Annotated in this window: 23 protein-coding genes and 2 pseudogenes; 3 read left to right on the top strand and 22 right to left on the bottom strand. The window is 38.9% G+C overall.

Annotated elements, in window-relative coordinates; translation table 11 throughout:
* Positions 1-33: 33 nt before the first annotated feature.
* The 9 genes and pseudogenes from QM469_RS05785 to QM469_RS05745 form a co-directional block, all read right to left on the bottom strand.
* Positions 34-708, bottom strand: coding sequence for a lysostaphin resistance A-like protein (locus tag QM469_RS05785; protein ID WP_414276248.1), 675 nt, complete (start codon positions 706-708; stop codon positions 34-36).
* A gap of 120 nt (positions 709-828) precedes the next feature.
* Positions 829-1,497 (bottom strand): lysostaphin resistance A-like protein, encoded by a 669-nt coding sequence (locus QM469_RS05780; RefSeq protein WP_414276247.1) that lies wholly within the window; start codon positions 1,495-1,497, stop codon positions 829-831.
* 11 nt (positions 1,498-1,508) lie between these two features.
* Positions 1,509-2,182 (bottom strand): annotated as a pseudogene (locus QM469_RS05775) (lysostaphin resistance A-like protein).
* A 120-nt stretch (positions 2,183-2,302) separates the two neighbouring features.
* Complete coding sequence (locus tag QM469_RS05770) at positions 2,303-2,971, bottom strand: lysostaphin resistance A-like protein (protein WP_414276246.1); 669 nt, start codon at positions 2,969-2,971, stop codon at positions 2,303-2,305.
* Positions 2,972-3,208: 237 nt separating this feature from the next.
* Complete coding sequence (locus QM469_RS05765) at positions 3,209-4,072, bottom strand: XRE/MutR family transcriptional regulator (protein ID WP_414276245.1); 864 nt, start codon at positions 4,070-4,072, stop codon at positions 3,209-3,211.
* A gap of 111 nt (positions 4,073-4,183) precedes the next feature.
* Positions 4,184-5,194: a tRNA (adenosine(37)-N6)-threonylcarbamoyltransferase complex transferase subunit TsaD gene (tsaD, locus tag QM469_RS05760; protein WP_375555428.1), complete on the bottom strand. Its 1,011-nt coding sequence runs from the start codon at positions 5,192-5,194 to the stop codon at positions 4,184-4,186.
* Positions 5,184-5,621, bottom strand: coding sequence for a ribosomal protein S18-alanine N-acetyltransferase (gene rimI / locus QM469_RS05755; RefSeq protein WP_414276244.1), 438 nt, complete (start codon positions 5,619-5,621; stop codon positions 5,184-5,186). The genes tsaD and rimI overlap by 11 nt, the downstream gene beginning before the upstream one ends.
* The gene (gene tsaB, locus QM469_RS05750; protein ID WP_414276243.1) at positions 5,618-6,301 is read right to left on the bottom strand and encodes a tRNA (adenosine(37)-N6)-threonylcarbamoyltransferase complex dimerization subunit type 1 TsaB; all 684 of its coding nucleotides are present in this window, start codon (positions 6,299-6,301) and stop codon (positions 5,618-5,620) included. Before tsaB ends, rimI begins: the two co-directional genes overlap by 4 nt.
* 110 nt (positions 6,302-6,411) lie before the next feature.
* On the bottom strand, positions 6,412-6,618 hold the full coding sequence (locus QM469_RS05745; protein WP_281335535.1) for a hypothetical protein: 207 nt from the start codon (positions 6,616-6,618) through the stop codon (positions 6,412-6,414).
* Positions 6,619-7,017: 399 nt separating this feature from the next.
* On the opposite strand from QM469_RS05745, the gene QM469_RS05740 reads away from it, so the two are divergent.
* Together QM469_RS05740 and rnjA are read left to right on the top strand one after the other, a co-directional pair.
* Positions 7,018-7,251 carry a DNA-dependent RNA polymerase subunit epsilon gene (locus tag QM469_RS05740; RefSeq protein WP_315640276.1) on the top strand — a complete coding sequence of 78 codons (234 nt, stop codon included), beginning with the start codon at positions 7,018-7,020 and terminating at the stop codon, positions 7,249-7,251.
* A gap of 1 nt (position 7,252) precedes the next feature.
* Positions 7,253-8,932 (top strand): ribonuclease J1, encoded by a 1,680-nt coding sequence (gene rnjA / locus QM469_RS05735; RefSeq protein ID WP_045762525.1) that lies wholly within the window; start codon positions 7,253-7,255, stop codon positions 8,930-8,932.
* 105 nt (positions 8,933-9,037) lie between these two features.
* On the opposite strand, the pseudogene QM469_RS05730 reads toward rnjA, so the two are convergent.
* The 13 genes and pseudogenes from QM469_RS05730 to QM469_RS05670 form a co-directional block, all read right to left on the bottom strand.
* Positions 9,038-9,915 (bottom strand): annotated as a pseudogene (locus QM469_RS05730) (glycosyltransferase family 2 protein).
* A gap of 214 nt (positions 9,916-10,129) precedes the next feature.
* Positions 10,130-11,350: a hypothetical protein gene (locus QM469_RS05725; RefSeq protein WP_414276242.1), complete on the bottom strand. Its 1,221-nt coding sequence runs from the start codon at positions 11,348-11,350 to the stop codon at positions 10,130-10,132.
* A 7-nt stretch (positions 11,351-11,357) separates the two neighbouring features.
* Entirely contained in the window at positions 11,358-12,845 is a 1,488-nt protein-coding gene (locus QM469_RS05720) for a glycosyltransferase (RefSeq protein ID WP_414276241.1), read from the bottom strand.
* A 98-nt stretch (positions 12,846-12,943) separates the two neighbouring features.
* Positions 12,944-14,152: a glycosyltransferase family 8 protein gene (locus QM469_RS05715; RefSeq protein WP_414276240.1), complete on the bottom strand. Its 1,209-nt coding sequence runs from the start codon at positions 14,150-14,152 to the stop codon at positions 12,944-12,946.
* Between the two features lie 105 nt (positions 14,153-14,257).
* Complete coding sequence (locus tag QM469_RS05710) at positions 14,258-14,437, bottom strand: glycosyltransferase (RefSeq protein ID WP_371607937.1); 180 nt, start codon at positions 14,435-14,437, stop codon at positions 14,258-14,260.
* Positions 14,438-14,985: 548 nt separating this feature from the next.
* The gene (locus QM469_RS05705; RefSeq protein WP_414276239.1) at positions 14,986-16,023 is read right to left on the bottom strand and encodes an aldose epimerase family protein; all 1,038 of its coding nucleotides are present in this window, start codon (positions 16,021-16,023) and stop codon (positions 14,986-14,988) included.
* 146 nt (positions 16,024-16,169) lie between these two features.
* A complete protein-coding gene (gene lacD, locus QM469_RS05700; protein WP_414276238.1) occupies positions 16,170-17,165 on the bottom strand; it encodes a tagatose-bisphosphate aldolase in 996 nt (331 codons plus the stop codon).
* A 10-nt stretch (positions 17,166-17,175) separates the two neighbouring features.
* On the bottom strand, positions 17,176-18,342 hold the full coding sequence (locus QM469_RS05695) for an SIS domain-containing protein (RefSeq protein WP_315640272.1): 1,167 nt from the start codon (positions 18,340-18,342) through the stop codon (positions 17,176-17,178).
* Positions 18,343-18,460: 118 nt separating this feature from the next.
* Positions 18,461-18,865 carry a PTS sugar transporter subunit IIA gene (locus tag QM469_RS05690; RefSeq protein ID WP_075229687.1) on the bottom strand — a complete coding sequence of 135 codons (405 nt, stop codon included), beginning with the start codon at positions 18,863-18,865 and terminating at the stop codon, positions 18,461-18,463.
* A gap of 3 nt (positions 18,866-18,868) precedes the next feature.
* Entirely contained in the window at positions 18,869-19,690 is an 822-nt protein-coding gene (locus QM469_RS05685; protein ID WP_049509363.1) for a PTS system mannose/fructose/sorbose family transporter subunit IID, read from the bottom strand.
* Entirely contained in the window at positions 19,677-20,582 is a 906-nt protein-coding gene (locus QM469_RS05680) for a PTS mannose/fructose/sorbose/N-acetylgalactosamine transporter subunit IIC (protein ID WP_000616985.1), read from the bottom strand. The genes QM469_RS05685 and QM469_RS05680 overlap by 14 nt, the downstream gene beginning before the upstream one ends.
* 26 nt (positions 20,583-20,608) lie before the next feature.
* Positions 20,609-21,085: a PTS system mannose/fructose/N-acetylgalactosamine-transporter subunit IIB gene (locus tag QM469_RS05675; RefSeq protein ID WP_045762519.1), complete on the bottom strand. Its 477-nt coding sequence runs from the start codon at positions 21,083-21,085 to the stop codon at positions 20,609-20,611.
* On the bottom strand, positions 21,082-22,869 hold the full coding sequence (locus QM469_RS05670; RefSeq protein ID WP_414276237.1) for a glycoside hydrolase family 35 protein: 1,788 nt from the start codon (positions 22,867-22,869) through the stop codon (positions 21,082-21,084). The genes QM469_RS05675 and QM469_RS05670 overlap by 4 nt, the downstream gene beginning before the upstream one ends.
* 325 nt (positions 22,870-23,194) lie before the next feature.
* Between QM469_RS05670 and QM469_RS05665 the strand changes: the two genes are divergently transcribed.
* Positions 23,195-23,911, top strand: coding sequence for a GntR family transcriptional regulator (locus tag QM469_RS05665; protein ID WP_045762517.1), 717 nt, complete (start codon positions 23,195-23,197; stop codon positions 23,909-23,911).
* The last annotated feature ends 50 nt before the right edge of the window (positions 23,912-23,961 follow it).

The raw sequence follows: 23,961 nt of genomic DNA, 5'->3' as shown, positions 1-23,961 counted from the left end.
GTCTCATGATGCAACTTATAAACTATTTTAGATTTAATACCCAAATACCAATAAACTAACAACGATTAAAAATGTATTCCACAAGATATGAAGAGCCATTGGCCAATAAACTGAACGAGTATAACGAAATAGCATACAGAACAAGAGACCTGCTCCTGCATAAACGATGAAGTCTGTTAACACCCAGCCATACTGTAAAACATGGATAAGACTAAAGAGTGTGGAGGAAATGACGACATCTATATAGTGCTTTTTAAATTTGGACAATGCCGTCATCAGAAGCCCACGAAAAACTAACTCTTCAACGATAGGAGCAATGAGACTGCCATAGAGAATGCGCATAATAAAGTAACTAATTCCTGTCAAATTAGCAGCTTCTTTCATCATTTCGCTCCCATTTTGCGTGCTAGGAAAAATCAGAGTCGTTATATTTACCCACACAAACATCAGTATAAAGAAAAGAAAGAAGACACCCAGATAAGCCCAACGGAACTGGAAGCGACCGCATTCTTTCCAACCTTGACTCTTTACAAGAACCACTGTAGCAGCAATCCCCTCAAGAGCTATCAATAAAATTTGTAAGCCATAAAATCCAAAATCTGATAATTGGTTAACAAATTCTAACCTTGCTACAAAATTGAAAATTAAGTAATAGATGATTATTATCAAAACAGTTGACAAGTAGAATTTCTTATCTTTCTTTTTCATCGTTGATCCTTTTAAGTTTTATTTACGTCGTCTTTCAGCCAAACCTTCCCAGAGTCCTTTCATCCAATCAGAAGCACCACGATTAGGACTCATCCCTTTATTTACAATTCTCAAAATCCACTAAAATAACAAAGGCAGAATTTGAGCAATGGCATTATTAACTATATGCAGTCCAATAGGCCAATAAATAGACTTTGTCACTCTAAAAAAGACTGCCATTATTAGACCACCACCCATATATACGAAAAAGTCTGTCAAGACCCAACCATGACTACTGATATGCAAGATTCCAAATAAAGCAGCCGAACCAAGCATATCCAGTCCCCACTTCTTCCCTTTTTCCAGAGCTGTCATCACCAATCCACGATAGATCATCTCTTCAAAAATGGGACCTGCAATCACTGGATAGAAAAAATACATCAAAAATGCAGTAGGACCTGTAAAAGTAGGAAGATCCAGTTGATAAGAAATTTCATTTTGGGTGGACGGAAAAATAAAAAATGTAACGAAATTCCAAACAAAAAAAGCTAGAAGAGCTAAAAAGAAATAGAAAAGATAGGACACTTTAAATTTTCTGCTATTGATTTGTTGCCATTTTCCTGACCAAATCATGGCAACAAGAGCAAGCAAAACCACAAGAAAATTCAATATCATATCCGAAAAATAATAGCCAAAATCAGATAGACCAGCAGCCAAGTCGCTGTGTAAAACCAGACGGATGAAGAACTGGTCCGCCATGATAAGTAGAATAGCTACAAACAAGTAGTAGCGTGAGATTATCTTTTTCATATATCACCCTTCTAAAATCCAAACACCAATAAACTGACAATGAGCAAGAAGGTATTCCATGAAGCATGTAAAGCTATGGCCCAATAAATAGAGCGTGTATATCGAAACATCATGCAAAATATCAAGCCCATTACAAAGTAGAGTATGAAATCTGTCGTTATCCAACCATGCTGTAAAACATGCATAGCACCAAATATGGCAGCAGAAACAAGAACATCAATATAGTAGTTTTTAAATTTAGACAAGCTTGTCATCAAAAAACCACGACACACGATTTCTTCTGCTACAGGTGCGATAAGGCTACCGTAAAGTACACGCGTAATAAAATAGCTAATTCCTGTCAAACTGGTGGCTACTTCCACTACCGTACTTCCATTTTGCGTACGAGGAAAGATACGAGTTGCTAGATTTGCCCACACAAATAATAAGAAAAAAGAAAGAAAACACCTAGGTAAGACCAACGAAACTGGAAACGACCACACTCTTTCCAATGTTCGCTTTTGACAAAAATAATTGTAGATACGGTTCCCAAGATAAGTACCAATAAAACCTGAAACACATAGTAGATCTCATCAGACAAAGCTACAGTAAAATCTAAGTCTGGTATGACATTAAAAATGAGGTAATAAGTCAAAAGCAACAAGCCAGTTGCTAGGTGAAATTTCATTTCTTTCATTTTCTTCATTTAATTACTTCCTATACTATTTTATCGACGACGTCTTAACCACTCACCTGTTGGCTCTACAGCCCAATCAAAAGCACCACGATGAGGACTCTTCACTTGATTTATGATTCTCAAAATCCTCTAAAATAACAAAGGAAGTATATGCCCGATACCGTTATAGACTATATGCAGTCCAATAGGCCAATAAATAGACTTTGTCACTCTAAACAAGACCGCAAATATGATACCGCCACCCATATATACGAAAAAGTCTGTCAAGACCCAACCATAATCACTAATATGCAGAATTCCAAATAAAGCAGCAGAACCAAGCACGTCCAGTCCCCATTTTTTCCCTTTTTCCAAAGCGGTCATCACCAATCCACGATAAATCATCTCTTCAAAAATGGGACCTGCAATCACAGGATAGAAAAAATACATCAAAAATGCCGTAGCGCCTGTAAAAGTCGGAGCAGCGAATTGGTAAGCAAGTCCATTTTGGGTAGGTGGGAATAGGAAAAATTTGATAAAATTCCAAATAAATAAAGCAAGAAAAGCTAAAAAGGAATAAAAAAGATAGGACCCTTTAAATTTTCTACTGTTAATTTGTTGCCATTTTCCTGCCCCTACCATGAAAATAAAAACAAGCAGAACCACCAAAAAGTTCAACATCATATCCGAAAAGTAATAGCCAAATTTAGATAGACCAGCAGTAAAATCGTTGTTTAAAACCAGACCACTGAAGTACTGGTAAACAATGACAAGTAGAATGGCTACAAAAAAGTAGTAGCGTGAGATGATCTTTTTCATTCTTTTTTCTCCTATACTATGGAATGAAGACAGTATAACACGAAAAATTCCATATTTAAAAAAATCGCATATTTGATATTTTTTCTTATGGAAATTTCACATTTGCGATTTTTATGGATTTGACTTTTTCACTGATATAATATAGTTACCACTATATATGAGGACATGAAATGAAGAAACAAATCATAACATTATTGACAATTGTTGCTGATATTATTATCATTTCCCCATTTCTAACTAATCGATAAGTGCTTTGTATTGCTGTAAGCGTAGTTCAAAAAGAGCTGTTAATTGTGGATTTTCTAATATTTTCAGAGATTGGATAAAGTGTTCAATCTCTTTTTGATTGCTTCCCTTGGTTTGAAGGAAAACACTCAATTTCTTTAAAAATTGCCATGATACTTTCTCAAAAACATCATACGGATGGAGCATACTCTCCAACTCAGATTCAAAGATTGGGATGTAAGAGAAAAGTTTGCGCTCCATAAGCTCTGAGATAATATTTAGAAAGCCACTTTTCATATATAATCTATTGTGTGCCAATTCTTTAAATTCCTTGGATTTTTCGAGTAAGGAGGTTGATAAAAAGATTAAATCTTGATTGCTCAAAAAAGGCATGGTATTGCAAAAAATATAGAGTTCAAACCATGTCCAAGACTCGATAGCATAGAGATAGGTGGTTAAAAACTCGCTATCCTCCTCTGCTAGCGGATATCTTTTATCTAGTGAATGGATAGCATCTTTAATCACAATAGAGTTCAAACGACGATAGGTCTGCGCCATCTGTTCTTGCTCAATTTCTTTCAACAATTGCTCTAAACCAGCTATATCTTGATGGGCAAAACGATCCACAATCCTTCTACCAAATCGCATATGTGGAGATTCTTGGTAGTTGTTGAGCTTATGACCAAACTCATCAAAGGTCACATTTATCCCTTGGATAGCTAGGATCAACTTATCCGCAGACAGCATGGACTGCCCTAGTTCGAACTTGGATAGCTGAGAGGCTGTTAGTCCACCACAAGCCACATCTGACTGCTTGAGCTTTCTCGCCAGGCGCAATTCCTTGTAAAATTCTCCTAATTCCTGTTTTTCAATCATAGGCAAGCTCCCTTTTTAAAATTCCCTTTACTATTCTATTCGTAAAAACTTTTTACTTTTTTAACATATTATAAAATATTTTAGCAAAAAAGCCAGCTTCAAGCTGACTTTTCATTCTATAGTATCAAAAGCGAGGCTAGGTTTGGCATTTAGCTCCAATCCTGCAAAGTTTTCTTTGTTCCACTCGCTGACGCTTGCGTAGGCAATCATGCCTGCATTGTCCCCGCAAAGACGCAGAGGTGGAATGATAACCTTGACGTCAGTGATTTCAGCTGCCAAGCGTTCTCTTAATCCTTTGTTAGCTGCTACACCACCAGCTACAACGAGGGTTTTAACAGGGTATTTCTCTAAGGCTTTTTTAGTTTTTGCCATGAGAATGTCCATAACTGCAGCTTGGAAAGAAGCAGATAGGTCTTCCTTGGATAAGCTTTCTCCCTTTTGCTCGGCATTGTGGTGAAGATTGATAAAGGCAGACTTCAAACCTGAGAATGAGAACTCCAGATTATCCTCCTTAATCATGGCACGAGGGAAATCATACACATCCTGCCCCTGATGAGCAAGTTCATCGATCTCACGACCTGCTGGATAGGTCAAGCCCATGACACGTCCGACCTTATCATAGGCTTCACCAACCGCATCATCACGAGTTTCACCAACAATCTTATAATCACCAGCCTCAGAAACATAGACCAACTCTGTGTGCCCACCACTGACTAATAGAGCTAGTAAGGGGAATTCCAAAGGCTCCACACTTTGAGCTGCCATGAGGTGGCCAGCCATGTGGTTAACGGGAATCAGCGGAAGTCCATGTGCCCAAGCAAATGCCTTGGCAGCTGACAAACCAACAAGCAAGGCTCCGACCAAGCCTGGTCCATAAGTAACCGCAACAGCTGTTACATCTTCTTCTGTAATCCCTGCTTCTGCCAGCGCCTCCTCAATACAGGCTGTAATAACCTCAACATGGTGACGACTAGCCACTTCTGGCACTACACCACCAAAACGTTTGTGACTCTCAATTTGACTAGCAATGACATTGGATAAGAGCTCGTCGTCGTTTTTCAATACGGCGACACTGGTTTCATCGCAAGATGTCTCAAATGCTAAAATATATCTATCCTTCATCTATTTCTCTCTTCATGATAATGGCGTCCTCGACTGGATCATGGTAGTAGGACTTTCTATCAGCGATGACTGCCATTCTTTCTTTCTTATAAAATGCCTGTGCTCGTTGATTTGACTTTCTGACTTCGAGGAAAATCTCCTTATCTGTCGGTAATTGAGCAAATAAGGTTGACGCAATTCCCTGACCCTGATAGGTTCCTTTGACAGCGATTTGCAGGACTTCTGCTTCAAAGTTATTTTCCTGAACAGCTAAAAATCCAATCACTTCTGCCCCATCGTAGGCTAAAGCATACCAGGTTTGGTCTTGGGACAGGTCTGCTTGGATTTGTTCCAAAGTCCAAGGACTGACTGGATAAACATCTGCCATAACAGCATAGATGGATTGAGTTAAGTCAGATTGCTGTTGGATTCGTTTAACCTCTATCATAGGCGTTTAATGTAGGACTCGCCAGATTCAGTGTGGTTCTTGAGCCAATTTTCCTCAGCTTCTACACGCTTGAGGTAATTTGGCACAAAATCATGCAAAGAGTCTGCTTCCTTATCCCAAGCCCAGAGGGCTAGATTCGCTGCATTTGGCAAGGTTCCCTGATAGTTAGCCTGTGGTAGTTGTTCTTGAATCTGCTCCACAAAGGCTCCTACTTCACCGACAAAGGTTACCCGTTCAGCATCCTTGACTTGCTCTAGGACCTCCTCGAAAGATAGGTGAGCTTCAGGAAAGACTGGCTGGGCATTTTCATAAAATCCTGCATAGACATTGTTACGGCGTGCGTCCATCAAAGGGACAACCAAACCTTCCTGCTGGCTCGGTACCAGGGCCAAAAGGCTTGACATGCCCACTAACTCGATATTTAGAGTGTGAGCTAAGGTTTTGGCAGTTGCTACTGCAATTCGCAGACCTGTGTAGCTACCTGGTCCTTCTGCCACAACGATTCGATCCAAATCCTTGGGTGTCCAATCTAGGCTGGCCATCAAAAAATCAATGGCTGGCATAAGGGTAATACTGTGATTTTTTTTGATATTGATTGTCGTCTCTGCAAGAAGCTGCTTGTCCTCTAAAATAGCAAGAGAAAGAGCCTTGCTGGACGTATCAAAAGCTAATACTTTCATAACACATTCCTATCTTTTTGTCTGTTTACTATTATACTACAAAAGCCGACACATGGGAATTTTCTTTGTTTTGAAACAAAAATATCCTGCCAAACAGACAGGACAAGTACTTAAGTATTCAAACCAAAGTAAAATACAAGCCAAACCACATAGGTCACAAGAAGGAGGAAAATGGAATACAGTGTTACAAAGAGAATTTTCCAGTGTATAGCTGTTTTTCTATGTTCCAACCGAACAAATAGTAGATTGCCACCGTAAACACAGGCAACAAAAACAGCAAATACCAAGAGACGAATCGCGATAGCTAGTTGAAACATAGAGAGCCTCCTTTCTCCAATTCTAAAAGCAAATATTTCAAAATCATCATCTAACGAAAAGGATCCCAAGCAGTTGTAGCAGTATGTAGAATTTTCATACAAATAAGTGAAACACAAAATCAAACATAGCTAGTCCTCCTTCATCAAGAAAAGCCTCTTTTCTAACTTTATTATAGCACTTGCATCTGATGTCTTCAAATACTTATACAAGGTAAAATGAAATCCATTTCAAGCTCCTTACTTTCATGTTTCCTGCTTTTACTAATTCCCCTTTTTATGTTATAATTGAGATAATTGTAACGAATCAAGGTCAATAAAGACAAAAAATGAACTGGAATCAAACCAGCTTCAAACTGAGCATTTTTGAATATAGCTGACCTGAAAGCAGAAAGGAAACATATGATTTACAAAGTTTTTTATCAAGAAACAAAAGACCGTAGCCCACGTCGTGAAACAACACGCTCACTATACTTAGACATCGATGCTAATTCAGAACTTGAAGGACGTATCGCTGCTCGCCAGCTTGTCGAAGAAAATCGTCCAGAATATAATATCGAGTATATCGAACTCTTGTCTGACAAATTGCTAGACTACGAAAAAGAAACTGGCGCATTCGAAATTACGGAGTTCTAATATGGCCTACACTCTTAAACCAGAAGAAGTCGGCGTTTTTGCCATTGGTGGTCTAGGAGAAATCGGAAAAAACACATATGGTATCGAATATCAAGATGAAATCATCATCGTTGATGCAGGGATTAAATTCCCAGAGGATGACCTTCTCGGTATCGACTACGTTATCCCTGATTACTCCTACATTGTAGAAAATATCGACCGCGTCAAGGCTCTCTTGATTACACACGGACACGAGGACCATATCGGAGGGATTCCTTTCTTGCTCAAGCAAGCAAACATCCCTATCTATGCTGGTCCACTGGCCCTTGCCTTAATCCGTGGAAAACTCGAAGAGCATGGACTTTTGCGCAATGCTACACTTCACGAAATCAACCACAACACGGAGTTGACCTTTAAAAACCTTAAAGCAACTTTCTTTAGAACAACCCACTCGATTCCAGAGCCATTGGGAATCGTCATCCATACCCCTCAAGGGAAAATCGTCTGTACAGGTGACTTCAAGTTTGACTTTACACCAGTTGGTGAACCTGCAGACTTGCACCGTATGGCAGCCCTAGGTGAAGACGGAGTGCTTTGCTTACTCTCTGACTCGACCAATGCTGAGGTTCCAACCTTTACAAACTCTGAAAAGGTTGTCGGCCAGTCAATCATGAAGATTATCCAAGGTATCGAAGGACGTATCATCTTTGCATCCTTTGCCTCAAATATCTTCCGTCTCCAGCAAGCAACGGAAGCTGCTGTTAAGACTGGGCGTAAGATCGCAGTCTTCGGGCGCTCTATGGAGAAAGCTATTGTCAACGGGATTGAGCTTGGTTACATCAAGGCTCCTAAGGGAACCTTCATCGAGCCAAATGAAATCAAAGACTACCCTGCAGGTGAGATTCTTATCCTCTGTACAGGTAGTCAGGGCGAACCTATGGCAGCCCTCTCTCGTATCGCTAACGGAACTCACCGTCAAGTGCAACTCCAACCTGGTGATACCGTTATCTTCTCATCTAGCCCAATTCCAGGAAACACCACTAGCGTCAACAAATTGATTAACATCATTTCTGAAGCTGGTGTTGAAGTTATCCATGGTAAGATTAACAACATCCATACTTCTGGACACGGTGGTCAACAAGAGCAAAAACTCATGCTCCGCCTCATCAAACCAAAATACTTCATGCCTGTTCATGGTGAATACCGCATGCAAAAAGTCCACGCTGGACTTGCCGTAGATACTGGAGTTGAGAAGGACAATATCTTTATCATGAGCAATGGTGATGTGCTTGCCCTTACTGCAAATTCTGCTCGTATCGCTGGTCATTTTAATGCTCAAGATATCTACGTCGATGGAAATCGTATCGGTGAAATCGGTGCAGCTGTGCTTAAAGATCGTCGCGATCTATCTGAAGACGGTGTCGTTCTAGCTGTCGCAACCGTTGACTTCAAGTCTCAGATGATTCTATCTGGACCAGATATTCTCAGCCGTGGATTTGTCTACATGAGAGAGTCTGGCGACTTGATTCGCCAAAGCCAACGTATCCTTTTCAATGCAATTCGCATCGCTTTGAAAAACAAGGATGCCAGCGTCCAATCTGTCAATGGCGCTATCGTAAACGCCATTCGACCATTCCTTTACGAAAATACTGAACGTGAACCAATCATCATTCCGATGATTCTCACACCAGATGAAGAATAAGAAAAAATTCTCTGAAATCGAATGACTTCAGAGAATTTTTTTATTTTACAATAAGTTGTACTAATTATTTTTCTTTAATCAACTAGTCTATAAATCCTATCGCTCTCACCGACGCTTGGTCTCAATAGCTTTTTTCACCAAAATCTGTTGATAAGCTTCCATATCTCCGCGTTTCAATGATTCTTCTTCATGAATGGATAATCGCCATTTATAAGCCTGAATTTCCTTATCCAACAACTCCTGAGGTGCCCCAATCAGATTCAAAATAGTCAGACGCTCTTCAATACTCTTTAAAGGATAAACATCTGCAAGATTAACTGTTCTAGTCACACTTGTGGAGCGTTTTCTATGAATATAAATGGCTTTATTCATATAGGCAATCTTATCTGCTTGAAGATAAACCTTATAGGTCGTATAATCGTCTTCTACCTTCTGATACGTTGGATAGACAATATCCTTGAAAAGCTCCGCTTTATAGAGTTTTGCCCACGGAACAGTAAAACATTGACTAAGATTATATTTTCCGTCATATTGATGATGGAACCAATCAAAAGGGCTATACACTTGTTCAAAATAGTTGTCTGCACCTACATGGATTAAAAAACTCCCCTGATCTTCAATAAACTGAGTGAAATTACCAATTGCAATATCTGCATCCGTTTTTTCCAATAAATCATAAAGGCTTTGGATATGGTCTAACTCTAGCCAATCATCATTATCAACAAAGACAATGTAATCACCTGTCACAGCTTCCAAGGCACGATTACGACTGGAAGCAACTCCTCCATCTGGCTTATGGAAAACTTTAACACGCGCATCTTGATTCTTATATCGTTGACAAATAGCTGCTGAACCATCCGTTGAGCCATCATTGATTAAAATAACTTCAAGATTTTGATAAGTTTGTTGAAGAATGCTATCTAAACATTTTCAAGATAGGTCTCTGACATATAAACAGGAACGATAACACTTATTTTTTCAATTTTTAGTCTAAGTGCTTCAAATATCGCTGGATTGATACAATCATATTCTCTTAGCCACAAACTCTTGATTATATTTCTCCATACTAAGTTGATGATTGAAACACAAATTGTCAGCAAGTGAAATACTAAGCTAAACGCTATATAGTTATTGTTATCTTTATCTAGGAAGATCTATTCTAAAGCTTTCACGATACTTCCCTTATTTATCCATCATTTAAAAAAGTAACTTCAACTCTTCCCTGGTCACTAAGTACGGATTCATCTTTTGTTTATCATAAGCAGATTGATATTTTTCTGGATTTACAAGTTGAGATAATTCGTCAATCATCTCTGCTACACCATCCCTTGGAAACACATGGTCAGTAACATAAAACTCTGGTTGGTGACACGTGTCCTTAAAAGCATAAAGGATCATGCCATTTTCAAGAGCTGTACGGCTACCATCAAGTATTTCCTGCGCATGAGAAATATCCAGATAAATGCTACACGTTTGTAAAAGTTTCTCATATATCTCTCTAGACAGGCCTGGGTAGAGATGAACATTTGCATGACAATCCAAATCTAATAAACGCCCTCCCATTACTGTTAGCGCAGCAATATGAAATTCAAAATTCGGTAGGGCAGATACAAGGACTTCAATTTGCTCTAGTTCTTGCGTATCTGTAAAAATTAAAATATGCGGACGAAACTCTCTAAAGGCCCCAAGAAACGTTGGTAGATAAATCAGGGGAAGATTCATATTGTCTGTCTTTAATTTCAAATCTCGAGTCAGTAGTTTCCCACAACGATCTTTTAGATACGAAATATCTTCGACAGATAACTCTTCTCTTATGTAAAACATTATCTGATTAGATGAGAGGTTAGGCATATCCCTAAGCAAGCTTATATCCGATAACACTATACAATAACCTGTAGACAATTGTTTATCTAAAATCAGTTTTCTTGCTTCATCAATTGAAGAAAAGCCCTGTTCCCGACCGTTTGCTTCTCGATAAAGTGCACGATTATGAGATGAAAAAAGATAGAGTTGTTCTTGACTTTCCTGACCATAAATGTCTATCTCTTTTTTCCCACCACTCCAAATTTCTCTATGAAAACAAGTTCCCGATAAATCGTAATGATCTCTTGCACAACAAACACCTTTGTTATCATACCATTCGACTAACTCCACCATTTGTGGCCACTGAGGATAACAGAAAATCTTCCCTTTTTTATTTCCTTCCGCTACGATATCACCTGTAGAAAGAACCTCCCAAAATCGAGGTAAGGGAAGTTGAGTCATGTGTAAGGGACTTGAATTTTCATGATTAGAAAAAAAACTAGTAAAAATATTGTTAATCGTTAATGGTTTCAGATCCATCCCCATGAGTTCTAAATCTTTTTTTAGGCGATCGTCATCTGAAGACCATTCCCTCGTCAGATAATAATACATCATTGCTTTTTTATTCCCATTCTCTAGTCAAAAATTCATACCATTGTTTTGTTATGCAGTCTGATAAATATTCTTCAGCCAAGCGGTAAGAGCCTTCCCTCAGCTGTTTGATCTGTTTGAAGGCTTTCTCTAAAGCTTTTGTTAAATCAACCACAATTTCCTCATCCGAACGAGCATCAAAAGGAACTAAATAACCATTTTTACCCTCTTGAATAAAGGTCTGATTTCCATAAGGTACATCTAAACCAACAAGAGCTTGTCCAGAACCAATTGCTTCTAACAAAGTTATACCAAAAGTTTCCCATTCCGAGGTAGCCAAATAAAGTTCATACTCTTTGAAACGGTTTGAAATTGTCTGATGCCCCTTAAGATGGATATAATTTTGTGCTTCTAGATTGGCAATCTCTGCTTCAATATCCTGCCATAGCATCCCTTGCCCATAGATATCTAAGTTGACGTCTGGAAAAATTTCATGAAAAGCAACGATGGCTTTGATTGCTAAGTCTAACCGTTTTCGGCGTTCAAACCGCACGGCAATCATCACAGAATAAGGTTTTCGTTCATCAGCTAATTGCAACTGTTCTAGGGCAGCTACTGGAAGAACGCGAACTTGACCAGTTTTCCCTAGTAATGCTAAATGTTTTTCCAATTCATCCTTCTGTGATTGCGTTGATACTAAAATATCATCAAATTCCTCGGCATATTGAAAAAGGTGATAGTATTCAGAATTGATCTGATCTCCCCAATAATGAATAGAGTGCACAACACAGGATAATCTTGCTTCTCCTTTTAAACGTAAAAGAGATGATGTGAAGGGAAGATTCTCTAGACGATCAATAAATACATGATCCTCTTTACTAAACTGCAACTCTGATAAGGCTCGCTCTAAAAATTCAGACTCACTATAGAACCACTCCGATCCACACCGATAAACTGCTTCAGTATCCTCACCTGGTTCTTTCTTAATCTCTTCAAAGGCTATGGAACCATCTCTATTATGAAACAGTCGGCGAACAACTCTAGCTTCTAGACCAAATCCAGCATCCACTGCTGTAAAAAATTCTGTGAACAGCTTTTTCTTACCATAATGTTCTCTACGAAGTAAACGACCAAATACATAATAATCTACATAATCCACATAATCCGGTTTTAGACTGTTTTTATGTAGAATGGTAGTCACACCATCTTGTTCTTGAAAAATCAATTCACAATTATTTTCCTTATATTCAGCAGTCAGGTGTAAGAGCTGCTTCATATCATCTATACGGATCCCCAAGCTCATATCACGCTGATCTGTCAACAACATATGTGCTAATAGGATTTCTTCCTCAAGATGACCCAAAGAAAGGTAATAGTCCCATTTAAAGCGAGGAGGGACCTGTGTAAAAACAAAACTGGCAGGAAGGTCCAAGTCGCGAAAAACCTTCCCGCGATATGCTTGAGCAACATCTACACCATTTGGTTCTAAACCCACCATAAGATTAAAAGTGTAAAGCATTCTTTAACTCCAAACTAAACTCTAATCACAAGCATCAAATCATAGACTCCATAAAAGAAGTGAACTAGCGAATGATTAGATTATCTACTAAAACTTTCTCATTTATCTAACGAATTGAGGTAAGCTTTAATCGCCACTACCATCACTTCAGGAGTTTGTGAAGAAAAAATCTGACTTCCTCCTGTTGGGTCCTTACTGGTATTATCAAAAGCAAAGATCGGTTTCCCTAATTTATGAATCTCCTGAGTGATATTCATAATTTCGTTAAAATGATTGATATCCAAATAAAAATCGATTTTGCTAAGAACATTTTCAAAATTATAAGGATTGAACTGTGGATAAATGGACACATTTAAATATCGTTGTAAATCGACCACTTGGGAGGCAAAAGTTGTATGAGCCAAAATATGAAAATGAACCTCAGGTAGTGCTTTTATCAAAAACTCCAAGTGCTCCATCTCGCAAGCATTTGTAAAGATTGCAGTATGATATTTTTCTTTTTCTGTAAGCTCATCTAAACCATGTTTGATAATCTCTTTCCGTAAGATAATATCTGACCAATCTAAAGCATAGAAGAACCACCACTTATCTCCCAAGCGATTATTATATACAGCTGACCATGGTTTTTCGTCTGTATAATGAATAACAGAAACCTCTGATTCATATTGATTCGCTTTTACATACCATTCATCTTTTTGAAAACGTGTCGCAATAGTATCCATTCCAACCATAAAATTGTAATTGACGTCTAGCTCTTTCCATTGCCCTACAAAAAATCGGTTTAAAATTCCTTGATCACCAAACTCAACTTCATGGTACTGATCTGCTAATTCAAACAATTTTGTTGAAATCGCATGCTCTCTCCAATGGGCATTATTTATCAATAAAACGCCTGAATTGAAATTTGTTTGCTGCAATTCATCTCTAACTGCTGCGACTGGGCTATCACCTAGATCTATTGCAAAAAGGGGTGTTAAATCTCCATTGACAATAATATCCGAATCAAGATATAAAACCTTATCTTCCTTCAGTATGTCTGGAATAAAAAAGCGAAAATAAGCTGCGTATGATAAATGCGCCGTTGGTAAATGATATTTTCGGAGATGATTATTAGAAATCTTTACATTTACAATTTCTGAATGAATAGCTTTCAATCGCTGATTCATAATACGAAACCATTCCGAAGGTAGATCGTCATTAAAAACATAAAATTTTATATCATCGTTATAAGCACAAACAGACTTGATAGTAGTTTCCACCTTATCCATATATCCATTATCTGCTCCAAGTACGATTGCTTTCTTCATTTTTCAATCCCTTTTATCTAACGTTTATTTTCTTTTTCTATTAACTAATAAAATCTGTCGAATTTCATCTACCATTTTTGAGGTTCTTCATGGGCGATTACTTTATCAAAGAGTTCTGCTTGATGGGCTACAATATCTAAGGGCAGCACAGTTTTTCCCTAGATCTTGATAGGTTTGATTGAGAATACTATCTAGACATTGTCGTAAGTAGTTTTCAACGTTGTAAACTGATACAATTATACTAATTTTTCTGTCATTTTTATATTTCTCTTTATACTTTTCCAAAGTTATGAAAAACGGTTCTTCAGTAGGATTCCCAATTCACTACTAGCTTTCTATAGTTTGCGGAAAAATTCTCTGATGAAAGCTGAAATATCTTTACTCATGATTTTATCCAGCCTCTCAGTAGTCAACTCCTCTGACCGGTTCCACCAATATCCTTGATTTGACCATCGGGTAACAGTTGAAAAAAGCGCTGATGTTGCTTATTTTTATGTGAAAAGATACAGAATTTTCCAGATACTGATACCATTGCTAATCTTCCCCTTATAACTTTGACCAAGAACACGAATCTTCTATAGAGAGTTTTTTTCCCAAAAATCTTTATAAAAATCTAGTATTTTTTAGTCAAAATCCTAGATTTATTCCATTTTAATTATACCTTATTTTTAGCAAAAAAGCCATCTTATAAAATTCTCAATCGGGCATAATCTGGATTTTCAAATCTCTATAAGTCTTCTCTGCCATCATCCGAAAATCAAAAGAATAACCTAAACTCTAACAGCTAGCAAATAACTAACGGTTAAAATCTAGGTTTACTCATAGAAACTTCATTATTTCACGACAAGCTCGTAACGTGTTTTGCTGGTGAAAGTTTGGCCTGCTTTGAGAATGACTTGATCTTTAAGATCGCTATGAATAGCATCTGGTAAAGCTTGCGCTTCTAGAGCAATTCCATTGTGCTGAATCATTGGCTGACCAGCGATGATGACACCCTCATCCACAAAGTTTGCTGTGTAGACCACAAAGCAAGGACCCTCTGTCTTAAAGAGTAAGAAACGACCTGAGTTTTGATCATAAAGGAAACCAGCATTGTCATGTCCTGCAGGTAGCGCAAATGGATGGTCCAAACCAGATACGAGTTGGATTTGCTCATCTTCTTCTGCAAAGATATCCTTCAACAAAGCACCATTGTAGATATGTTTGACCACATCACTGTTAGCATCTGGGGTTTTAGCTGGAACACCATCAGGAGCAATTGGATAAATCCCCTCTGTATTCAATTGGAAGACATGGCGGTCAACTGTCTGCGTGAAATCACCAGACAAGTTAAAGTAACTATGGTTGGTTGGATTAACTAAGGTATCCTGGTCTGTCGTCACCTTGTAACTAACTTCGTAGGCACCACTTTCTTCCAAGTTGTAGCTAATCCAGATCTTAAGGTTTCCAGGGAACCCTCCTGTCCCGTCTGCTCTTTCTGTGTAAAGAGTCAAGCCATTATCATTCACTTCGACTAGCTCAAACAAGCTAGAATCCCAACCAGTTGAGCCACTGTGGTTACAGTTGCTAGCATTGTTGACTTCAAGATCATAGGTCTTACCATTAAGTTCGAAAGTCGCACCTGCGATACGACCTGCCACTGGACCTACACTCGCTCCATGTTTAGGGCTATTGCCCACATAGCTTTCAAAATCGTCAAAACCTAGGATAACATTGGCAAAATTGCCAGCCTTATCTGGAGTTACATAGCGTAAAATTGTTGCTCCATAAGTCATGATTTCCAGTTGGTATCCTGCCTCCGTTTCAAAACGGTAAGCGAGGACATCCTTGCCATCAACTTTTCCAAATACACGTTCTGTGTATGCTTTCATTCTTCTCTCCTTTTTCTAATTCAATTAAGCAAACAAACCACAGAAAGCGCATTCACTCTCTATGGTTTTATTGTATGATTTACAAACACCTTTTTCAAGAAACCATAGATATTTTATTAACAAAAGTCGTTTCTTCTATTTCTGATCTATGCTTCTACACGTTCGGTCCATGAAGTCGCTGTTGTTTGAAGAACTTTGTTCAATTCGTCAATGTTTTCAAAACCAGTTGTACGAAGCCATTCGCGAGCTGCTGCTTCACCATCTTTAATGTAAGCTTCAACGGAGCCAGCCCATGTTGCACGTCCACAAAGAACGCCGTTGAAGTTTGCGCCTGATTCGTGGGCAAAGACAAGTGTTTCTTGGAAGAGCTTAGCTGATACACCTGCACTCAAGTAGATGTATGGAAGGTTAGTAGCTTCGTCTTGAGCTTTGAAGAAAGCAGCTGATTCTTCACGTGTATGAACGATTTCACCATCGCCAAATCCTTCAACGTATTTCACGTTAACTGGAACTTCCACTTTCAAGACATCAATGTTGAAACGTGGGTCTGAGAAGACCTTCATAGCACCGATAACTTTGTGTGGTTTTACTTTAGCGTATTCTGCAGAACCTGCGTCAGCAATCTTTTCATCGTAAGCCAAAATTTCAAGGAAGAATGGAATGTCTTCAGCTACACACTCAGAACCAATACGTTCAATGTAGGCTTGTTTTTGTTGGTTAAGTTCGTCAGAGCTATCTACGTCATAGTAAAGCAAGAACTTAACAGCATCTGCACCTTGTTCCTTGATGCGTTTTGCAGACCAAACATCCAAGCAGTCTGGCAAACGTTTTGTGCTTGTTGTGTCGTATCCAGTTTTTTCATAAGCAAGGAGAAGACCAGCTTTTGGATCAAGAGCTTTTGTAGCTGGAAGTCCATACTCAGGGTCAAGAAGCATTGATGAAGCGTATTTTGTCAATTCATCCGCAACTAACACTTTAAGTTCTTCCATTTGAGCTACTGTTGGCTCTTCTGTTTGGTATTGAGCCATGAGGCGTTTCAAAGCACCACGTTGGTCAAAAGCAAGAGCTGAGATGATACCATTCTCGTCTGAGAGTTTTTGCATGCAAGCAAGTTTATTTGGGCTTAATGTTAATTTACTCATAAATAACTCCTTATTTTTCAAACTCGTGAATAATAACACCTTGAACGACACGGTTTACAGTACCAGTAGGTGATGGCGTATCTGGTCTATTACCAACTTTAAGCGAAGTTAAGAGCGAGAACAGTTGACCATAAACGATGTAAGGGAAGACACGGTAAACATCATTCAGAACCCCACCGCATCCAAGTGCTACTTCCTTCACATTTTCAAGTCCAAAGGCTTGATCACTCAAAAGCACTACGCGACGAGCGATTTGATCCCCTGCAACTTCACGTACCAAGTCCAAATCATACTTGCGAGTGTAGTCTGTGGTTGAACCAAATACCAAAACAACTGTATTTTCATTGATCAAAGATTTTGGACCATGACGGAAGCCAACTGGGCTTTCATACATAGTCGCTACTTGACCAGCAGTCAATTCCAAAATTTTAAGCTGAGCTTCATGAGACAGACCAAAGAATGGACCTGCACCTAGATAAATCACTCGGTTAAAGTCTAGGTCAACCAACTCTTTGACATCTGCCACATTGTCAAGAACTTTGCGAGCTAAACTAGATAGCACTTCAAAACGTTCAGCTTTAACAGCAAAGTCTGTTGGATCAAATACCAAAAGTGCTGTCAACATCATTGAAGTGAAGCTTGAAGTCATAGCAAAGCCAGCATCATTAGACGCAGCTGGTTGTAGCAACAAGAGGTTGCGGTCATCACCATGCGCTTGGAGAGCCAATTTCCCTTCAGCCGCACATGTGATAGTTACTTGATAAAGTTCATCAACCAAAGCCTTGGCCAAGTCAACTGTTGCCACACTCTCAGGTGAGTTCCCGCTACGCGCGAATGATACCAAAACAGTCGCCACATCTTTTTTCAAATAAGTTTGTGGGTTTGCTACGATATCAGTTGTCGCAATAGCATTAAAATTCCATTTACGTTCATCATAAACTTCCTTGAAGTAAGGAACGAGAGTATCACCTACATAAGCAGAAGTTCCAGCACCAGTCAGGATAACCTTGATGTAGTCATGTTTGTCAGCAATTCCTTGTAAAAAGGCTGCAATTTCATCTCGTCGTGCTTGATAAGCTTCAAAAGCTTCTTTCCAAACGTCTGGTTGTTGGTAAATTTCGCGAGTTGTGATTTCTGCCCCCAACTCAAGCAATTCTTCTTTTGTATAATCTAGCATTGAGTCCCTCTAATCTATTATTATATTGTTTTTTATTTAAAATATGGGAATGGGAGTAAGCCCCATTCCCATTTATATTCTATGAAATATGTTCTAACAGTATTTCTGTTATTACACCTTATTCGTCTTCATCGTCATCGAAGCCAGCCAATAGATCATTAACTTTGACAATGCTCTCTGAAGCACGATTTTTATAATCTGCATCAGCGCCAGTTAGGCTTGCATTGATAAATTCAATCACCATTGGAAGATTCATTCCTGCATAAAGTTCGATGTCACGACCTTCCATAATCAAGCGGCTCACCACGTTACATGGTGTTCCACCAAGGAGGTCAGCAAAGACTAGGAAATCATCCAAACCTTCGACAGCAGCTTCAAATTTCGCAGTGAAATCTTCTGGTCCATCTTCTGGAAGAAGAGCTACCGCATGAATGTTATCCTGTGGACCCATAATCATTTCTGTGCTACCTTTTAGTTCTTCACAAAAACGTCCATGGCTCACTAAAATCAATGATTTACTCATAAATTATGCGCCCATTCCAAGTACAAATTTACCGATGAATGAAAGTCCAACTGCAAGAGCAATGATGATACCGATTGCTTTAGTTGAGTTCATACCTTTCTTACCAAGCAACCAGAAGATGAATGCTGTGAAGATTGCTGGAAGCAAGCGTGGGAAGATTGAGTTCAAGATATCTTGGAAGTCAATCATTTTCTCACCGATTGGCAATTTGTATGAAATTTCAAAGTTGATCATTGTTGCTACAAGAGCACCCATCATGAACACACCAAGTACAGATGCAGCTTCAATCAAAGCTGTCAAAGTGCTTTGCATGTTGTTGATAAGGTTAACCCCTTCTTTGTATGCAAATTCCAATTGTTTCCAACGGAAGATGTCATACGCTACTGCAACTGCGATCCAAAGGAAGATACCCCAAGGTTGACCAGCGATAGCCATTGTTGCAGCGATAGATCCCATGATAGCAGGTACAAGTGAACCAAAGATTGTATCTCCAAGAGGAGCGAATGGTCCCATCAAACCTGTCTTGATACCGTTAACCGCATCTTTTGAGCCAACGCCATCTTTTTCTTCCATAGCAAGGTCAAAACCAGCGATGATTGTGTGGAAGAATGGTGAAGTGTTGAAGAATTGAGTATGAACTTTCATCATTTCTTTCAACTCAGGAGTTCCATCTCCATACATTTTACGCAATTGTGGCAAGATCATGTAAAGGTAACCTGATGCTTGCATACGCTCGTAGTTCCATCCCAATTGGAAAGTGAACAAGCTACGTTTGTTAATTTGATTAAAATCTTCTTTTGTTAATTTGTAATTAGAATTCGTCATCTTCAATTTCCCCACTTTCTGATGGTGTAGAAGGTGCTGCTACAGCAACTTTTTGGCTGTTCTTGAAGTGAACAACTGCAAGGAAGATACCCACGATAGAGATACCGATCATAGACAATCCTTTGAAGTTGTTTGCAAAGCCAATTTTTTCAGCAACGTCAGCAGGAAGAGTGCCAATGATACCAGCAACTGCTCCACCAAGACCTGTTACGTATGAGTAAAGTACAGTCAACATAGCTGTCAAACCGAATCCCATAGCAAGGTAGTGAAGGTTACGTTTAACTGGAAGGTAACGAAGCAAGATAGCGAATCCAAGACCTGGAAGCATACGACCTGCAAGAGTCAAACCGTCTGCAACCCATTGGTATTCTTTAACAAGGTTTACAACACCTTGTACGAATTCTCCACCGAAAGCAAGCGCGAAGAATACTGGAAGGGCACGAGAAGCAGCCCATGGAAGCGCACCAAGAAGGTAGTTACGTTCGATAGCTTTATAGTCAAAGCGTTCGATCGCAGCATCAATACGGTGTGCGAAGAATGTAGTAGTCATACGACCAAGTACGTCGAAGTAAGTCAAAAGTGCCGCTACTGGTACAGCGATTGTAGTGATCGCAAGGTCAGTTTCGATACCTTGTGAGACTGAGAAAGCAGTCGCAAGAACCGCACCAGAAGTTGCGTCGATACGAGAAGCACCACCAAAGGTACCTACCCCAAGTACGAACAACTGCAAGCTACCACCGATAAACAAACCAGTTGTCAAATCTCCCATGATTAAACCAGTAATGAAACCAGCGAATACAGGGGAACCTGCAGAAGAAACGATCGTCAACTCATCACAGATTTGATAAGCTGAGTACAAAGTGAGAAGTAAAATTTGCCACCATTGTATCATAACAATGACCTCCTAAAAATTTTTTCCTATTTTAATAAGCTCAAAAAGTCTGAAACTGGATCATTTGGAACCATTTGAGCAGTAAGTTTAACACCTTTTTCCGCCAATTTGTGAAAATCTTCTACGTCTTTATCTACAACGTTGATTGAACGTGTGATAGAACGAGTTTCTGGTGTTTGAGACATGTTGCCGACATTGACTGTTTCAAGCGGTACGCCTGCTTCTACCAAACCGAGGAAACGGTCAGGTTTGCGTGCTACAATCAAAAGACGTTGGCTATCATATTTTCCAGCAAGGATATTGGCTGCAGCTTTTTCAACTGGCAAAATGCTAAGTTTTACACCTGGTGGTGTTGCAAGTTTCAATCCGCTCTTTTCAACGTCGTTATTAACAACTTCATTGTCAACGACCATGATACGTGAAACATTAAGTTTAGCAGACCAAAGGTTTGCTACTTGTCCGTGGATCAAACGTCCATCGATACGGCATCCTACAATTGTCATAAATTTTCCCCCTTTATATGTTTTAGTGTAGGTTTACGAGTTAAATGTATGTGATCTTTATACTCCCCTTCAGTTTCAAAGATAATGATGCGGTTAGAACCTTCTTTGAGATAGCTGTGCGGAATATAAAGCGATAAGGTTGGACCAACATTCCAGAAACGACCTAGATGATGTCCATTGACATAGGCAATCCCTTTACCAAACTCAGATAAGTCTAAGTAGGTATCCTTTGGCACCTCAACTTCAAAATCATAGGCGTAAAAGGCAGGCTGACCTTCTGCCCATCCTTTTGAGAAATCAATCTTTTCAGGATTATCTAGTGGAAGCGGATAGTGTTCCCAGTTCAGCATAAAGTGTAGGTCTTTGCAGACACCTGTACGAATCCCTTTTCGTTGTGTATCTGCTAGGAATTTATGCCCGTAATTGACACGCCCCATATTTTCTATCAGGACATCAAAACGAGAGAGCGCTTTCTTTTCTCCTTGATAGAAGATGTCCTCACCAATTTCTGTCTGGTACTGAGTTGCAACCCATTTACCATCTACAAATAGCTGAGCTCTGTCTCGACCGTCAATGATACGGATACGTTCTTCTTCTGCATCCCAACTAGCTTCTGTACGATAGAGTAGGTAGCCGTAGCTTTGTCCCAACTCTTCCATTTTCTTAGGATAGAGACTCTCGATTGGACTTGTTAGGCTATCCAAGGTTTCGAACAGAGAAACTTTCTCAACCAGTGGAATGTTTTCAACTTCCATGCTCTCTTTGTAAAGCGGTTCTAATTGTGGATACTCAGGATAGTAAGTCGCCATCATTTCCTTAACTGCCATGTATTTTGCAGTTGGATTCCCAGCTTCATTAAGGAGAGCGTCATAATCATAAGATGTTACTTGTGGTAAATCAATAGTTCCTCGAGCTGAACAACCATTCATAAATCCAAAGTTGGTTCCACCGTGGAACATGTAAAGGTTGATAGAGCCTTGCTCTAGTACCTCATGTACGGCTTCTGCTAACTCCTCTGGCTCACGCGTAATGACTGGTTCTTTCCATCGGTTAAACCATCCATCCCAGAATTCCATACACATGAGTGGCCATTTCTTGCCATACTCATCAAAGAACTCTTGCATTTGCGAGAAGTTAAAGTTAGCTTTTGAACCAAAGTTCCCTGTCACAAAGAGATCATCTTCAATCAAGGTACCAGCTTTCAGAGTTGCTCGCCATGGACCATCAGATGTAAAGAGCGGACAAGTCACTGAACGTTCTTCCATCAATCGGCGAATCTCACGCAAGTAGGTTTTGTCCTCACCGTATGAACCGTACTCATTTTCAACCTGCATCATGAGGATGTTACCACCATTATCCAACAATCTTGAAACAAGACGTGGAAGTAAATGATCGTAGTAACGTCCTACCATTTCAACAAAGGCTGGATCAGAAGAACGGATTCGCATGTCTTTATTTAAAAGCCATGCTGGTAAACCACCGAATTCCCACTCTGCGCAGATAAAGGGAGATGGTCGAACAATAGCATACAAGCCTAAGTCCTGAGCTGTCTGAAGAAATTTTTCAATATCAAGATTGCCTTCAAAATTGAAGTTTCCTTCAGTTGGTTCATGTAAATTCCAAGCGACGTAGGTTTCAACAGTGTTAAAACCTAAAGCCTTGAGATTGTACAATGAATGATACCAGTCTTCTTCAGGAATTCTAAAATAATGAATGGCACCAGATAAAATTTTGAATGGCTTCCCATCTAGGTAAAAATCATCCTCAATTTTAAACCTTGTCATTTTACCACCTCATACTTTTCCGTTTGCGCTTTCATTTGTTGTTATATTAAATGATAAACTAATGAATCCATCTTGTCAATAGATTTTTCGAAAATTATTTAAAATTTTTCTTTTTTTTACTGAATTGTTTTCTAAAATTCTTGTAAAAAATTTTTTTCTTAAATATTCTCGATCCAGATAGCATAAATATATAAGTTTATAACCTCAAATAATATGTAAGTCAATCACTTAGCCTATTATTTTATTTTTTTTACATTATTTACTATCATTTCCAAACCATTTATGATAAAATCGAAGATGGAGAAGGAAAAAATGAGGTGAAAATATGGCAATTCCAAAGTATCAATATATCAAAGATGAATTAAAAAACAAAATCATTTCAGGTCAATTTGCAAGTGGCGACAAGTTCTACACTGAAGCAGAATTGATTGCAATGTATGACGTAAGTTCGATCACTGTTGTTCGCGCCTTAAACGACCTTGCTAAAGACGGTTATATTGTCCGCCAACAAGGAAAGGGAACCTTTGTGGCTCGCGCTCGCAAACACAAACTCGTAGAATTTTCTGATGTAGAAATTTTTGAAACAAAGGACGATAAAGTCACTGTTCTTTCTATTGAACGCGGTAACGATCTTAACTACTTAGAAAAATTAGGATTGCGTGGCGATCAATTTTATTACAAAATCGAACGTATCCGTGAATCTAACGGTGTTACTTATATCTACCACACATCTTATATCCCTGAACAATACATCAATGCAAACTATCCAAATCTTGAATACTATAGTTCTATCTATAATCGTTTCAAATTGGACTACCACATTCACATGAATGACGAGCATTTTGAAGAAATCAATGAAATTGTATTTCCAACTCCAGAACATGCTGCTTCTATCCTAGGAATCGACTCTCAGTTCCCAACTGTTCTCCAAACCAAGACAACTAAACTTGAGTCAACTGGCCAAGTGTTGGAATACATTGAAACATACAAACGTTCTGATTTCTATAAGATTAAATTTATCTCATGTGATCGCGATCACTAAACATTAAAAAGTCTGAGACAATCGTTTCAGGCTTTTCTATTTTTCATTAT

Source organism: Streptococcus infantis, assembly GCF_047464215.1.
Classification (GTDB): Bacteria; Bacillota; Bacilli; order Lactobacillales; family Streptococcaceae; genus Streptococcus; species Streptococcus infantis_P.
The sequence above is the reverse complement of the archived record's forward strand: the minus strand, read 5'-3'. Positions and strand labels throughout refer to the sequence as shown.